A 13,843-nucleotide genomic window follows, 5' to 3' on the forward strand; every position below is an offset into this window, starting at 1 on the left:
TTAGGAAATACCATGTCTGAATTTACCAATAAGAAACAGAATCGGGTAAACGCGCTGGCCCGCTTTGCACACGAAATGATGGTCACTACCGACAAGGGAAAGCTGGTGCGCGAAAATGAGAAACTGATCAGCCAGGTAATTCCATCCGAAGTGATTACCCTTTTTGATGTGCTGGTCAATGAGCATCAAAACCAGAATTATCCGGAGCTGAAAACCGCTACCAACAAAATTCTGCACCTGTTTCATGCACCTTTGATGGCTTATCCAGCCATCAAACCTGCGGAAGATAGTTTTTTGGATTTGCTGATCCGAAACAATACGGCCATGGAAAACCTGCTGAAATCCATGAAAAAAGCGGTAAAAAACATGAATCAAAATCCGGATGACCAAGAAACACGCCAACAGTTGAAAGTGAAACTTGGCCGGCTCCGTTTGTTTGATCAACACTATCAAATCAAAGAAAATGTACTCTTTCCCGCCTTGGAAACACACTGGACCGACTTTCACTGTGTGCAGTTGATGTGGTCATACCACGATGATATTCGCCGCCAAATGAAAGACCTGGACGCGGCTTTGAACGAACCGGAATTCGACCTGAAAAAAACAAACAAGCTGTTGGGCGATCTGTTTTTTAACCTTTTTGCCATCCGCTTTCGCGAAGAACACATTCTATTTCCACATATTCTGGAAACCATTCCGCAGGAAGCCATTCACCAAATGCTGATCGACAGCCAGGAAATTGGCTTTCCCTATGTTTCGCCGGAAAAGCCGGAATCGGTTTCCACTCCTGTTTTTACAGATGGAACCACCGTCAACCTGGGAACAGGCCAACTCCGGGCCGAACAAATTATCGGGATTTTTAATCACCTTCCGGTCGATATTACTTATGTCGATGAGTACGATACCGTGCGCTTTTTTTCAACGCCAAAAAAGCGGATTTTTCCGCGCACCAAGGCCATTTTAGGGCGCCAGGTGCACAACTGCCATCCGCCTGAAAGTGTACATATCGTCGAAGAAATCGTGTCAGCTTTCCGAAAAGGAGAAAAAGACCAAGCCAGCTTTTGGATTAATTTTAAGTCTGAGAAAATTCTGATTCAGTATTTTGCAATGCGCAATGAGCAGGGAGCCTACCAAGGGGTGATTGAAGTAACGCAGGAAATTGGGGACCTTCAGAACCTGAACGGGGAAAAACGTTTGCTCGATTGGTCGAGTGAATAATTTGGCGTAAATTGTTTATCAAAACTCACGCCCATGTTTCTTAGCAGTGCTGGTCATGTTGCCGATATGATTGCCCGGATGAAAGCCAACCGGGAACTTCGAAAAAAAAGCAATCCGTTTCAAAAGAGTGATCCCGGAATTTATGAGGGTAAAGTTATTCCGCTGAGGTTCAAAGAAGTGTCAGAATCCAGGAAAAAATCTTTTCTTGAAAAAATCAAGCGTGAAAAAACGCGTCAACTTACGGCTGACCGATTGTATTTGATGGTGTTCATCGGCCTTTTCATCTTACTCTTCAGCTGGTTTATCCGAAATTATACCTGAGACTTTAATTGCCCATAAAGATGCGAGCATTTTTCAGAAGTAACCAACTTCATTTTGCATTCATCTACCGTTGCAGAATTAGTGAATCACCCAGGAGTCATCCGTTTTACTCATCTGAAAGGTAACACTGGCAAGCGTTTGCTGCTCCCCCATAAACCTGAGGTGATAGTTTAAATCAATCTGGTCTTTGGCCTCACTCACCAAAAATGAAAGGCTGTCAACCGACACGAAATCATAATCGGGTTCATCCAACTTTTCTTCAAAATCTCCCCAGCTCAACGATTGCTGAATGGGTTGATCGAGACCGATAAAATAAACTTGGAACTCGAATTGTCGGGCTTCAAAACATAAGAGTTTTACTTCTCGCTTGCTGGAGTTGCTTAGAAAAGTATATTCTACTCCATCAATGGTATCCTTCTTTTCTTTCGAGTCCTTCTCTACTGAAAAATCCAAATGACACGAAGCTAAGGGAAAAAGGACACAACACGCGAATATGATTTTTGCGATTTTCATAGAAGTTGATTTTTTTATTCAATATACAACCTAATCCCATTTCGTTCCAGTCAGAAATAATTTTAACCAGATCAAACCTGTAATAGGAAACATAGTGTCTGAAGCATAAAACCTCATTCAAAAGTAGGAATGAGGTTTTATGCTTCATTGTTTTCAAAATCAATCAATCAATCACGGTTACCCATCCGTAAGGGTCTGGCGCATCGCCATCCTGAATGGCCCGCAGCTTTTCGTAAAGCTTGGTACTCCAGGGCCCGGGGTCGGTTCCGTAGTTGTATTCTTTGTCCAGGTCGTCATCGTAAATCCTTTTGATCGGCGAAATGACAGCCGCTGTTCCGCAAGCTCCCACTTCCTCAAAGGATTCCAGTTCTTCAACCGGCACTTTGCGGCGCTCTACTTTCAGGCCAATATCCTGTGCAATTTGCATCAGGCTTTTGTTGGTAATCGATGGCAAAATCGAATCAGACTCGGGCGTAATGTATGTGTCGTTTTTAATTCCGAAGAAGTTGGCCGGACCACATTCATCGATGTACTTTTTTTCCCGCGAATCCAAATAAAGCACCGCTGAATAGCCTTCGGCCTTAGCCTTTTTACCGGCCGTTAGGCTCGCTGCATAGTTGCCACCAACCTTGTATTTTCCGGTCCCCTGTGGCGCGGCACGGTCAAACTTGCGCATAATCAGCAAATCAGTAGGTTTAAACCCCTCAGGGAAATACGGCCCAACCGGCATTACAAAAACAATAAACAGGTACTCTTCGGCGGGTTTTACACCAATTTGAGGTCCGCTGCCAATCAGCAAAGGACGGATGTACAACGAGGCGCCGCATCCGTAAGGCGGCACAAAATCCAGGTTTTTTTCCACGGCCAACTTCACCGCCTCCTGAAACTTGTCAACCGGCATACGTTCCATTAAAATACCATCGCTTGAATTTTGCATGCGTTTGGCGTTTTCGTCCATCCGAAAAATACGGACTTTGCCATCTTTGCCCATAAAGGCTTTCAGCCCCTCAAAAGCTTCCTGCCCGTAATGAAGTGCCGTAGCCGACATGTGGATATTGATGTATTCTGAGTCGCTCAATTCGAGCGGTCCCCACGCTCCGTTTTTGTAATAGCAGCGAACGTTGTAGTTTGTTTTGCGATAGCCGAAGCCAATCGTTTTCCAGTCTTGATTCTCCATAGTTATCTTATTTGCCATCAGGTTTTTTTCAAAAGCCTAAAATAATGAAAAAAAGCTCAGTAGAGAATGCGCTTTCTCCCAATTGTTCCTTTAAATTCATGTTATAAAAAATAGATTCAAAAACAGCGAATTAGCAATTACAAAGCCATTCCGCCCACTCGTCTACGATTTTTTAAATGGACATCCAGGCTACTTACGAATGAACAGAAAGACTTAAAAAGTAGCCGTTGTGTTTCCGAATGTTGAGAGCCTGGTTTTGTTCGAAGAGTAGGTATTGCCCTTTAATTCCAGTTAGTTTTCCTTCAATCACCGATTTTTTATCGAAGCTAACACTACTCACTTTGCCCGGGTAGCTGATCACCGGATAATGCAACTCAACGACCTCGTTTTCTTCAGAAAAATATTGTTGTAACTCTCTTGGCATCAAATCGCGGGCTTTCTGTTTTTCTTCGTCCAGTTGAATGGAATCATCCACCTGATTCTGAAGCATGGCCCGCCAGTTGGTTTTATCGGTGAAATGCTTTTTCAGCAACACCTCGATAATACCGGCAATGTGCCGATTGGGGGTTTTTGCCAGCTTAATGGCCCGGCTTGCTCCCTGGTCAATCCAACGGGTTGGAATCTGATGATACCTGGTCACACCGATTTTCAGCTCACTCGATACCGCAAAATAGACGTAATGCTCAATTAAGTCATGTTCTTCGGCCCAAGCCAAGTCGCGAGCCACGCCAAACTGCGCTTTCGATAATTCGGGGCGCATCACCGATTCGTCGGCTTCGGGAACAGTCTGAAAACAGGAATAACAAAACCCCTGTCCAAATGATGTTTTGGTCTTCTTTCCGCACGAAATGCAGTTAATTTGTCCATCGAATCGAAACTGGATCTGCTGCCCAATCAACTCGTTCATGTTTACCTGCTGATCGCCAATGGGCAGGCCGTATTGAATTGGATCGGCCAATTCGGTCTTCATTTTTAGGATGTTTCCCTGGTATTCCATTCGTTTTTGCGGTAAAGTTAAGCACCTTCAAATAAAGTCAAAACATCATGTATTTCCTTTAGTTCAAAAAAACGGTCACTTTTGATGTCTGCTGGATTCATCTGCTCAAACACCCAAGTGGTGTAATAGGGCACATGTACCGCGTAACCACCCAATGAAATTACCGGAAGCACGTCCGATTTGAGCGAATTGCCAATCATCATGAATTTATCGGCAGCGATATCCAAATGTTTCAGCAATTCCCGGTAGTTTTCCTCGCGCTTGTGGGTCATCACTTCAATGTGATGAAAGTATTTCAGCAGGCCCGATTTTTTCAGTTTTCGCTCCTGATCAAGCAAATCCCCCTTGGTTGCCAGCACCAGGCGATAGTTGGGCGCCAGCTTTTCAAGCAAATCGCGAATGCCGTCGAGCAAAATTACATCTTTGTTCAGCATGCTTTTGCCTATCCTGATAATCGCCTCAACCTGCTCTGGGCTAACTTTTTTGTCTGATACCAGCAAAGCCGTTTCCACCAACGAAAGGATGAAGGCTTTGATTCCGTACCCGTAAATTTCCATGTTCTGCACTTCCACGCGGTAAAGTTCTTCCATCATTATTTCGAAGGGCTGATATTCTTTCAGAATTTCACAAAACTGACGTTCGGCATCACGAAAAAAGTTTTCGTTTTCCCAAAGTGTGTCATCAGCATCAAATGCAATAATTTCAATCTCTTTTATACTCATTTCGAATACGGGCAGTTTAGATCAGGCTTAAAATCTGGACAAACACAATCAGCAGTACCATAGCAATTGGATAAACCGTGGCATAAGCAACCGAGGGAGCATCCGTGTCAGTCATGCCGTCAATGGCAGCTAGCCCAGGCGTACTGGTCATGCTTCCGGTGAGTGTTCCCAACAAGGTGAGTAAATTCATTTTCAAAAAGTAACGGGCGACCACGGTGGTAATAATCATCGGGACAAGGGTGATGATGATGCCATACACAAACAGCTCGACGCCATACTGGCTGAAGGTTGAAACCAGGCTGGATCCCGCGCTCGAACCTACAGCTGCCAGGAAAAAGAGCAACCCAAACTGCCTTAACAACTGGTTGGCCGCACCGGTCATGGTCCACATAACGGGGCCTGTTTTTCCGGTTCGCCCCAAAATTAGTGCTGTGAGCAAAATCCCGCCAGTCAATCCCAGGCTGAAGGAAAAGGATCCAAAGTTAAGACTGAGTTTTCCAACCAGAATACCGAGAATAATGCCCGTGGCGATCGGCAAAAAGTCGGTATCAGACAGTCGACGGTCGTCATCGCCAAAAATACGGTTGACCTGCTCCACACTTTCCTTGTTGCAAGCTACAATCAGTTTATCGCCAAACTGTAACTTGGATGAAGGGCTAGGCGACAAATCGATCCCCGACCGCCGGATACGGGTGATGGTAGCGTTATAGGTATTCAAAATATTGAGCTGCCCAAGGGTTTTGTTCACCACTTCCTTATTGGTGACCAATACCGAACGCACATCGTATTGCGTGCTGAGCGGAATTTCTGTTTCCGTTTCGGGGCCAATCAGTAATCTCACGCGCGACAAGGCCTCAGCCGTTCCCACCGCCTTAATGATGTCGCCTTTGTATAGCACCGTTTCACGAGAAGGGGTAATGGCCACTTCCCCATGCATTACCCGAGACACGACAGCTTTGGTCATGTAGCGAATACGGAGTTCGCCGATGGTTTTACCCACCACATTTTCATTTTCAACGATAAAGTTCTTTTTCAGAATCTCAGGAAAACCAGCCGACACTTCCTTTTTATAATGTGCTTCGGCGTCTTTCACATTGACGCGCAAAAAGCGCGGGAGAAAGCTTACAAACAAAATCACACCGATCACCCCAAACGGGTAACCGATACCATAGCCAATAGAGGCCAGAGGCGAACCGGTGGTATCAATCGCCGCGGCCAAACCGGGCGTACTGGTCAGCGCGCCGGTAAGCAAACCAATACACAAGCTTTTATCGATTTCGGCAAAATAGTATATCAGGTAAGTGATGACGCTCGAACTCAAAATGAGCAAGCTGGCCAGAATTGCCAGTTCGCGCCCATTCTTTTTAAAGGAACCAAAAAATCCTGGGCCGGCCTGAATTCCAATGGTAAAAATAAATAGAACCAGCCCGAGGTATTGAAAGTCGACCGGAATGATGACGCCAAAATGACCGAATACCAAGGCGACAAAAATAACAGCCGACACATCGAGTGAAATGCCTTTCACCTTAATCCGGCCAATGATAAATCCCACTAAGATGATTAAAAACAGGGCAAAATAGCTGTTGCTAAACAATTCCATGGCAATGCTTTTAAAGTAAAACCGATTGAACCAATTCCCGTTTCCCAATAGGAACAGCGGTTGAATTCGGAACACGACACGCAATTGTTGTCGTATTTCGTTGGACAAAAGTATAAACTAAAAGCTGGAATCGATTCAACAGCCGGCAGATTTGTACGAAACGGACTATTCTCTTAACAGAAAGGAAAAGTCGTCGCCTGCATTCAACTGATACGGGGTCGCTCCTTTCCGAAAGATCCGGGCCGAACGCTTGCCAATTAAGTCGAGTTTGCCGTTTTCAAGTTTAAACATGGTGCCCTCTCGCAAGCCAACCACGTATGTTTTTGGGTTTATTTCCAGAAATTCCGAGATTCGTTGTTCACGGGTTTCACCGCCATGTCCTTCGGGGTTGGCATCAAGGTAGTGCGGGTTAATTTGAAAAGGCACCAAATTAAGCGTGTTGAAGCTTCTTGGATCAATAATAGGCATATCGTTGGTGGTACGCAACGTTGGGCAAGCCACGTTTGATCCGGCGCTCCAGCCAATGTAGGGCGTTCCTTGCTGTACTTTCCGGTGAATAGCCCGCATTAAATCCTGATCGTGCAACATACGAACCAACTGCCAGGTATTTCCTCCGCCGACCACAATGGCTTCGGCTTCTTCAACCGCCTGAACCGGATTCTTAAATCGATGAATGCCTATTACTTCGTGCCCTATTCCCTGCAAACTTTCATTCACTTTTTGCTCGTATTCATCAAACGAAAAAGTAACGGCAGCAAACGGCACAAACAGAGCTTTCACTTTTTTTGCACCTAAAAACTGCTGAATCTCTTGCTTTGGATAAAGCAAATATGCTTCCCCTGGCATGGTTGAATTACTTAGAAGTAATAATCGCATCGTTGTCATGTCTATTGGTTTAACTGCATTGAACTGAATGACCTCTAAAATAAGCAAAGCCAAGCCATAAAAAAAGGAAATTCAACAGGAGCCAGCATTTTTAGAAGGAAATCAGGGCCAAGCCAAAAGAAAACGGGTAAAGCTCAGGACCTTTACCTTCCTGAAAAAGAGGCTGAAGATCATAGCTAGCATACAGGTTGATCCATCGGTAACCCACACGTAGCATGCCCGAAAAACGGAATTCGTGCATGTAAAAGTCGTCCGGCATCTTCAGCTTTTCCTTTTTCCCATTTTCGCGGTATTTTACTTTGGTGTGTGTATTCAGTCTTTTACTGGCCACGATGCCACCGGCCAAATAAATTCTGTTGCCGTAATTTTTTACCGGTACCTGAAACTCGACCAGCAAAGGCACGCTTAAATAAATGGAGGAAAGCTTCGACTTTTGTTTTGAATCATAAAAACGCTCCACCGGCTCAATACGGCTGGGTCCTTGCTCAATACTCGTTTTCTTATCCAGAAAATAGGTTTGAATTTCCATACCAAGTCCGGTGACCAAACCAATGGTGTTGCGGGTGCGCTGCAAACTCTTTGAAAATTGAATCAGATTAACGTTCAGCACGGTCGAACGCCACAAATCAACATCCAGAAAACCAGCTTCCTCGTCCGAATACATGGAATAATCCTGATCTGCTAAGCCATTCACCCCGAGATAGATGCCCGACCAGTGGCCGGTAAAATCATCTTCCCAATAATTGAAGCCATCGGTCACAACACCGTGAGGTTGGATAATAATGGGCTGGTTGCCCCAAGCAGGCTGGCGAACCTCAATGGAATCATTCAGTTGCGCTTTTGATGTCACAGTAAAAAGCACGAGCGGAAGTATTAAAAGCAGTTGTTTCATAACTTAATTCTTCCAACAAAGTTACGCATGAAAATCAAAAAAAGAAGCCTGCTGTGGACAGGCCTCTCAATATTCTGAAGGGTTCGATTAAAAATTAATCAAACTGATGCCAATTGTAAATGGATATAATTCGGGGCCGACTCCATCTTCAAAGAGCTTTGACAAACTGTAAGTCGCATAAATACTGATATCTTTCAGCCCGACTCGACCCGCCAGTGAATATTTGAATGGGTTGATATTGAAATTTCCGTGATCTTTACTTTTGGTGTCATCGGTTTTCACTTTCGTGTGCGAACCCAGGTTTAAGCCCCCGATTACCCCTCCGGAAAGAAATACCTGATTGGACGCTTCATTCACCGGAATCTGGAACTCTAGCAAGAGCGGAATGGTGAGGTAGGACACCGTCAACTTTGACTTTTTAAAGCCATCCGGGTCAATCGGGTCCGGCACAATCAAGCCCTCCACTTTCTGCAAGGTAATTGGGTTGTCAAAACGATAGTTGTTCATCGACCAGCCCATTCCCGTAACCAGGCCTGCACGGTGTTCGGCCAAAACAATGTTGTATTCCAGAAAGTTAATATTCACTTCCAGCGACTTGATCTGGTGCAATTCCATGAAATCCGAACCTCCAAAATCACCATCATTATAAAACGAATTGATTCCCAACTCGAAACCGGCCCAGTGTCCATTAAATTTCTTCCGTTTCCAACTGTCATCATCGTCATCCCACGAGCGGTCGCGATGCAGATCAACGTTTGTCCGCCCATTGCGCTCGATAATCTCAAGATTGCGTTTTCCTATGCGGATGTGCGTGGTGTCGCTGCTGTAATTGTCGTCAATATAAATCCTGTTGTTCAGAAGGCCCACCTCGGTTCGGTTTCCACTTTCCTTTACCTCTACCAGTTTTCCGATTTTGGTTGAATCCTGCGCATAGGCCAGCGTAAGACAAAAAATTAAGAGGCTCGTTAAAACTGTTGTTTTCATTTTTTTTTCGATTTAGAGTTTTACATGGTGCTTTGCCTGCCCGGCTTTCAGCAGACAAATCTGATCATTGTTTAATTGTTTTCAGCTGTAGGACGGCCAGCTGTTTTGAAAAGTTACAGGCCTACTGATCTTTTTTCAGCGGAATCGAAAAAGCCAGGATTCGGGTGTTCAAACTAATTTCAGAGACTTTCCCCCGGCCATTGGTTTCATACTCCAGCCGATCGTTGCTCACCGAAGCAACCGCATCCAGTCCGGCACTAAGCAAGCTGCCAAATGTCAACGGCTCATCCTTCGGTTTATTCAATACTTTTTGAGCCAGGTACTCGTCCACGGTCAGGTATTCTGTGTGTGACTTGGCTTGATGTGCCTTCATTTCCACCAATGCAAGCGGCTCCGCCACCGGGGTATGTTGAAGTTGAGAAGCAATTGACTCCAACTTTTCTGGCGCCTCTTCACGCTGGACTACTAATTCGTTGGTTTGAAACTTTGACCGAACAGGGATGAAGGGCTGAATAGCCTCGACAGATTTATTTACAGGTCCTTGCTGTTGCTGTGCTACCAACTGTTGCTCATTCTGCTTTTCTGAAGTGGGATGAGCCGGCTGGCTATCTTCCGGAGATTCCTCTTGGCTGGAAATCACGGCCTGCTCATGTGCCAGCCGGGGTGCAGAATCGGGCTCCGGTGAAAAATCCCAAACACCCCAAACAGCAACCAACAGCAGAAGCGCTGCTGCTACGCGACTTCCCCAAAATAAAATGATTTTCCGGGCTGGCTTCTTCCGCAAAGAAGCTTTATCGGGAAACACAATTGTGGTATCGGCTTGCAGCTTGGTTTTCAGAAACCAGCCAAACTGTTTTTCCTTTTCCGGGTTGCTGCTCAGTTCGTTTAAGAAAGCGGCTTGATCTTCTTCCGGCAAATCCCTTTCTAAAAAAGCGACCGCCCGCGAATCGAAAGTGGTCAATCCGGTCAGTTCATCTTTCAGCAGTACTTGCTTATTCCGGAACGTGTGGCTACCTGCCTTAATCTGAATCGCAGATATCTCCTCCAGCTCTTCGCACAAATCAGGATTATTGCTCAAAAAATCCAGGAAATCATCAATCCCATCCTCCGGAAGATTACCATCAAGGTAATCCAAAAAATAGACTTCGTAATTTGACCGGTTTATATTCATGATTTAAACGAGCACATCTAATTTCCCAATATAATTCTTCAAAAACACCCGGGCACGATAAATATACACCTTCACCTGGGCTTCGCTAAGCGCTGTTATTTCGCTAATCTCCTTGTACGAATAACCTTCATAGTCCCGCAACATTAGCACCGAGCGTTGATCATCGGTTAACAGCTTAATGGCCTGATTCAACACTTCGCCAACATCTGAGTAATGGTCGGAGTATCCTTCCTCGGGCAACTGTCGGTCGTCGAATAATTGCTGGCGCTGATCCTTCCGAATCACGTCAATAGTCCGATGATAGGCCGTTGAGAACAAATACGACTTCACTTTAGCTGCGTCAACTGAGTGCACATGCGTCCACAGTTTCTCAAAACTGTCCTGAACAATATCGCGGGCCTTTTCTTCATCCCTGATATTCTTCAAAACAAATCGAAAAACAGCATCGGCATGCTGGGTTACAGCTTCGTTATAGTCCTCTACGGTCATCGTCTAAAAAGGTCATTACACCTTGTATGACGACCGAAGACCTAATTTGTTACAGCCAACAACTGACTCAATTGTTTTTTTGAATGGGAAAGGCGGATCGCCTCTTTTAGCGTTTCATCAATTTCCTTAATAATTGGGAAGAAACCTTCCTCGCCAATGATATTTCGGGCGATGTAGGCTTTGATTTGGGTATCAATTATTTTCCCACTTGCGGCCAGTCCATTTGGATCATTTTTCACCCCCTCCTTCTCGGCATAGACAATAAATTGATCCATGATCTGGTCACGATTGAGATAATCAACAAATTCGGCGGCTGTTTTCATCTCCTTCAGCTTTTCGCGGTTGATATCGGAATATTGAAAAGCAAAATGATAAACCAATGCTTTTTGCGTGATCTTGGAATAATAGTCGGAATAACCGCTGGTGTCGGCAGCCACAAAGTAGTCAGGCATAATGCCCCCTCCACCATACACCGTTCGGCCACTGGAAGTTTCGTATTTGAGTGAATCGGCAAACTGGATGCTGTCGGCCACCTGAAACTCCCCATGTTCGGCCCGTTTCATAATATCGTGGTAATAATCCATGTTTCCCTCTTCGTAAGGCTTTTGAATGCTTCGTCCACTCGGAGTATAGTAGCGGGCAACAGTGAGCCGCAAAGCTGACCCATCGCGAAACGGAATTTGCTCCTGCACCAATCCTTTTCCAAACGAACGGCGGCCAACCACAATACCACGATCATTATCCTGAATGGCACCGGCAAAAATCTCGCTGGCTGACGCAGAATACTCATCAATCAGCACAATCACCTCATTATCCAGTGCGATGCCGCCTTTGGTAGCTGTATAAGTTTTGCGGGCTTGCGAGTTTCCTTCGGTATAAACAATCTGATCTCCTTCGGGTAAAAACTCATTAACCATGTTGACCACTGCCATCAAGTAGCCACCGGGATTTCCGCGCAAATCAACAATGATTTTTTGGGCTCCCGACGATTTCAGTTTGGCAATAGCCTGAATAAATTCGTCATAGGTTTTTTCAGCAAAACGATTGACCTTGACAAAGCCGGTAGTTTCATCAATCATATAACTCACATCGACGCTGTAAATCGGTATGTCACCCCTTGTGATTTCAAATTCAATAAGATCTTTAATTGACTTTCTCTTGACTCCAATCCTGACTTTAGTTCCTTTCTCTCCACGAAGGACGGTGAGTACATCCTGATTCTTAATATCCACGCCGGCAATCACGGAATCATTGACTGTGACTATGCGATCGCCGGGCAAAATCCCCAAACGGGACGACGGCCCACCCGAAACCACATCAATGACCTGAACCGTATCGTTATGAATGGAAAACTGCACCCCAATTCCACCAAAATTACCTTGCATTTCTTCATGCACCTCCTGCATGTCGCGCGCCGGAATATAAGCCGTGTGCGGATCAAGGTTTTTCAATAGCTCGGGAATGGTATTTTCGACCAGCTCATCGACAGACACCGAATCGACGTAGGCCTGACTGATCAATTCAATGATGGTGCTTAATTTATTGTTTTTGGTGGGCGCCAGATTTTGTAACGATGCACCCTGATTTCTACTCAAATTATTGCCCAGCAATATTCCAGTAACCACCGAAACGGCAATTAATATGGGCAGGTAAATGCTTATCTGTTTTCTGTTCATGATTTTGCTTATTCATCGGTTTCAACCTGAACCACTTCAATATTGGCCTTTCTCAACAAATTAATCCCATCCTCCAACCGGTAATTATCAGTAAAAACAACCCGGATAATTCCGGCCTGGATGATCAGTTTCGAACATTCCATGCAAGGTGACGAGGTAACATACAGGGTCGCTCCTTCGCTGCTGTTGTTCGACTTGGCTACCTTGGTTATAGCGTTGGCTTCGGCATGAAGAACATATGGTTTTGTCAGATTGTTTTCGTCCTCACAAATATTCTCAAAGCCCGAAGGCGTTCCATTGTATCCATCCGAGATGATCATCTGGTCCTTTACCAACAAAGCTCCAACCTGACGGCGTTTGCAGTAGGAATTCTGGGCCCAGATATTAGCCATCTTCAAATAACGCTGATCGAGCAAAAACTGTTTTTTTTCCATCGGATGAATTTTTATTATACCATCAATCGAATGATGATCGTCTGTCTGATTCCTTCCGTCTGAACAAAAAGCATTCAGGAAATTAAAAACCAGACTTTCGGTTTAAACTGTCCAAAAGTAATAAATCATCAGTCTTAATTGGCTGGATACATTACAAAAAAGCGTTCTCTCCTTAAAAAAGAAAGAACGCCAACAAACTTGTGAATCACCCAATAACTAAACGTGAATATATTTTTCGACCGTATTCAGAAGGTCTTTGGATTTGATGGGCTTGGCCAGGTAATCGTCGCAACCCGCTTCCAAAGCCTTTTCACGATCATCGGACATGGCGAAGGCTGTTTGTGCTACAATGGGCATATCGGGGTTAATGGCTTTTATGATTCGGGTGGCCTCGTAACCATTCATTTCAGGCATCTGCAAATCCATCAAAATTAAATCAATATCTTCCTTCTTGAAAATTTCGACCGCCTCCTTGCCGTTTTTTGCCCAATAGATTTTTGCCTTAATCTTGCTCAGTACAGCACTGAGATATAAGTAATTTGACTCAACGTCTTCTGCAATAAGAATTCTGGGGTTGTCAACTATTGTCATTTCTTTTAGATTAATCTTCTGTTAGCCAATCAAAGATATTGAAAGATTTACTTAAATGCCATAGGCGATCTTATTTTTTAAATTGTAATCCCATTCCGGCAGGATGAGATTGGGAAACAGACAAGGTTTGCGACAGCTAAATACGCAGGTATTGAAACTGGTGCCGGTGGGTT

Annotated in this window: 15 protein-coding genes; 2 read left to right on the plus strand and 13 right to left on the minus strand. The window is 44.7% G+C overall.

Annotated elements, in window-relative coordinates; genetic code table 11:
- Positions 1–12 precede the first annotated feature (12 nt).
- Together AAC033_RS06075 and AAC033_RS06080 are read left to right on the plus strand one after the other, a co-directional pair.
- The gene (locus tag AAC033_RS06075; RefSeq protein WP_339736452.1) at positions 13–1,218 is read left to right on the plus strand and encodes a PAS domain-containing protein; all 1,206 of its coding nucleotides are present in this window, start codon (positions 13–15) and stop codon (positions 1,216–1,218) included.
- Positions 1,219–1,251: 33 nt separating this feature from the next.
- Complete coding sequence (locus tag AAC033_RS06080) at positions 1,252–1,539, plus strand: hypothetical protein (RefSeq protein WP_339736453.1); 288 nt, start codon at positions 1,252–1,254, stop codon at positions 1,537–1,539.
- Between the two features lie 78 nt (positions 1,540–1,617).
- Here AAC033_RS06080 and AAC033_RS06085 read toward each other — a convergent pair whose 3' ends face one another.
- The 13 genes from AAC033_RS06085 to AAC033_RS06145 all read right to left on the minus strand — a co-directional run bounded on the left by AAC033_RS06085 (position 1,618) and on the right by AAC033_RS06145 (position 13,670).
- Positions 1,618–2,052 (minus strand): hypothetical protein, encoded by a 435-nt coding sequence (locus AAC033_RS06085; RefSeq protein ID WP_339736454.1) that lies wholly within the window; start codon positions 2,050–2,052, stop codon positions 1,618–1,620.
- A gap of 163 nt (positions 2,053–2,215) precedes the next feature.
- Positions 2,216–3,247 carry a branched-chain amino acid aminotransferase gene (locus AAC033_RS06090; RefSeq protein ID WP_339736455.1) on the minus strand — a complete coding sequence of 344 codons (1,032 nt, stop codon included), beginning with the start codon at positions 3,245–3,247 and terminating at the stop codon, positions 2,216–2,218.
- A 175-nt stretch (positions 3,248–3,422) separates the two neighbouring features.
- Positions 3,423–4,199: a DUF2797 domain-containing protein gene (locus tag AAC033_RS06095; RefSeq protein ID WP_339736456.1), complete on the minus strand. Its 777-nt coding sequence runs from the start codon at positions 4,197–4,199 to the stop codon at positions 3,423–3,425.
- A 44-nt stretch (positions 4,200–4,243) separates the two neighbouring features.
- The gene (locus AAC033_RS06100; protein ID WP_339736457.1) at positions 4,244–4,948 is read right to left on the minus strand and encodes an HAD family hydrolase; all 705 of its coding nucleotides are present in this window, start codon (positions 4,946–4,948) and stop codon (positions 4,244–4,246) included.
- Positions 4,949–4,964: 16 nt separating this feature from the next.
- Positions 4,965–6,548 (minus strand): TrkA C-terminal domain-containing protein, encoded by a 1,584-nt coding sequence (locus tag AAC033_RS06105; protein ID WP_339736458.1) that lies wholly within the window; start codon positions 6,546–6,548, stop codon positions 4,965–4,967.
- A 165-nt stretch (positions 6,549–6,713) separates the two neighbouring features.
- Positions 6,714–7,433 carry a dipeptidase PepE gene (gene pepE / locus AAC033_RS06110; protein WP_339736459.1) on the minus strand — a complete coding sequence of 240 codons (720 nt, stop codon included), beginning with the start codon at positions 7,431–7,433 and terminating at the stop codon, positions 6,714–6,716.
- A 91-nt stretch (positions 7,434–7,524) separates the two neighbouring features.
- Entirely contained in the window at positions 7,525–8,325 is an 801-nt protein-coding gene (locus tag AAC033_RS06115) for an outer membrane beta-barrel protein (RefSeq protein ID WP_339736460.1), read from the minus strand.
- 87 nt (positions 8,326–8,412) lie between these two features.
- Positions 8,413–9,309 (minus strand): porin family protein, encoded by an 897-nt coding sequence (locus tag AAC033_RS06120; protein ID WP_339736461.1) that lies wholly within the window; start codon positions 9,307–9,309, stop codon positions 8,413–8,415.
- Positions 9,310–9,430: 121 nt separating this feature from the next.
- Positions 9,431–10,480, minus strand: a complete 1,050-nt coding sequence (locus AAC033_RS06125; protein WP_339736462.1) for a hypothetical protein — start codon at positions 10,478–10,480, stop codon at positions 9,431–9,433.
- 3 nt (positions 10,481–10,483) lie between these two features.
- Entirely contained in the window at positions 10,484–10,969 is a 486-nt protein-coding gene (locus AAC033_RS06130; protein WP_339736463.1) for an RNA polymerase sigma factor, read from the minus strand.
- 41 nt (positions 10,970–11,010) lie between these two features.
- Positions 11,011–12,645, minus strand: a complete 1,635-nt coding sequence (locus AAC033_RS06135) for a S41 family peptidase (protein WP_339736464.1) — start codon at positions 12,643–12,645, stop codon at positions 11,011–11,013.
- Between the two features lie 8 nt (positions 12,646–12,653).
- On the minus strand, positions 12,654–13,079 hold the full coding sequence (locus tag AAC033_RS06140; protein ID WP_339736465.1) for a dCMP deaminase family protein: 426 nt from the start codon (positions 13,077–13,079) through the stop codon (positions 12,654–12,656).
- Between the two features lie 216 nt (positions 13,080–13,295).
- Positions 13,296–13,670 carry a response regulator gene (locus AAC033_RS06145; protein ID WP_339736466.1) on the minus strand — a complete coding sequence of 125 codons (375 nt, stop codon included), beginning with the start codon at positions 13,668–13,670 and terminating at the stop codon, positions 13,296–13,298.
- Between the last annotated feature and the right edge of the window lie 173 nt (positions 13,671–13,843).

The organism is uncultured Sunxiuqinia sp. (assembly GCF_963974515.1).
In the GTDB taxonomy this organism is placed as follows: Bacteria; Bacteroidota; Bacteroidia; order Bacteroidales; family Prolixibacteraceae; genus Sunxiuqinia.

Bases quoted from the DNA above. Each gene is read 5' to 3' on its own strand.
- AAC033_RS06075 (WP_339736452.1), top strand. From the start codon at position 13: ATGTCTGAATTTACCAATAAGAAACAGAATCGGGTAAACGCGCTGGCC.
- AAC033_RS06080 (WP_339736453.1), top strand. From the start codon at position 1,252: ATGTTTCTTAGCAGTGCTGGTCATGTTGCCGATATGATTGCCCGGATG.
- AAC033_RS06085 (WP_339736454.1), bottom strand. From the start codon at position 2,052: ATGAAAATCGCAAAAATCATATTCGCGTGTTGTGTCCTTTTTCCCTTA.
- AAC033_RS06090 (WP_339736455.1), bottom strand. From the start codon at position 3,247: ATGGCAAATAAGATAACTATGGAGAATCAAGACTGGAAAACGATTGGC.
- AAC033_RS06095 (WP_339736456.1), bottom strand. From the start codon at position 4,199: ATGAAGACCGAATTGGCCGATCCAATTCAATACGGCCTGCCCATTGGC.
- AAC033_RS06100 (WP_339736457.1), bottom strand. From the start codon at position 4,948: ATGAGTATAAAAGAGATTGAAATTATTGCATTTGATGCTGATGACACA.
- AAC033_RS06105 (WP_339736458.1), bottom strand. From the start codon at position 6,548: ATGGAATTGTTTAGCAACAGCTATTTTGCCCTGTTTTTAATCATCTTA.
- pepE (WP_339736459.1), bottom strand. From the start codon at position 7,433: ATGACAACGATGCGATTATTACTTCTAAGTAATTCAACCATGCCAGGG.
- AAC033_RS06115 (WP_339736460.1), bottom strand. From the start codon at position 8,325: ATGAAACAACTGCTTTTAATACTTCCGCTCGTGCTTTTTACTGTGACA.
- AAC033_RS06120 (WP_339736461.1), bottom strand. From the start codon at position 9,309: ATGAAAACAACAGTTTTAACGAGCCTCTTAATTTTTTGTCTTACGCTG.
- AAC033_RS06125 (WP_339736462.1), bottom strand. From the start codon at position 10,480: ATGAATATAAACCGGTCAAATTACGAAGTCTATTTTTTGGATTACCTT.
- AAC033_RS06130 (WP_339736463.1), bottom strand. From the start codon at position 10,969: ATGACCGTAGAGGACTATAACGAAGCTGTAACCCAGCATGCCGATGCT.
- AAC033_RS06135 (WP_339736464.1), bottom strand. From the start codon at position 12,645: ATGAACAGAAAACAGATAAGCATTTACCTGCCCATATTAATTGCCGTT.
- AAC033_RS06140 (WP_339736465.1), bottom strand. From the start codon at position 13,079: ATGGAAAAAAAACAGTTTTTGCTCGATCAGCGTTATTTGAAGATGGCT.
- AAC033_RS06145 (WP_339736466.1), bottom strand. From the start codon at position 13,670: ATGACAATAGTTGACAACCCCAGAATTCTTATTGCAGAAGACGTTGAG.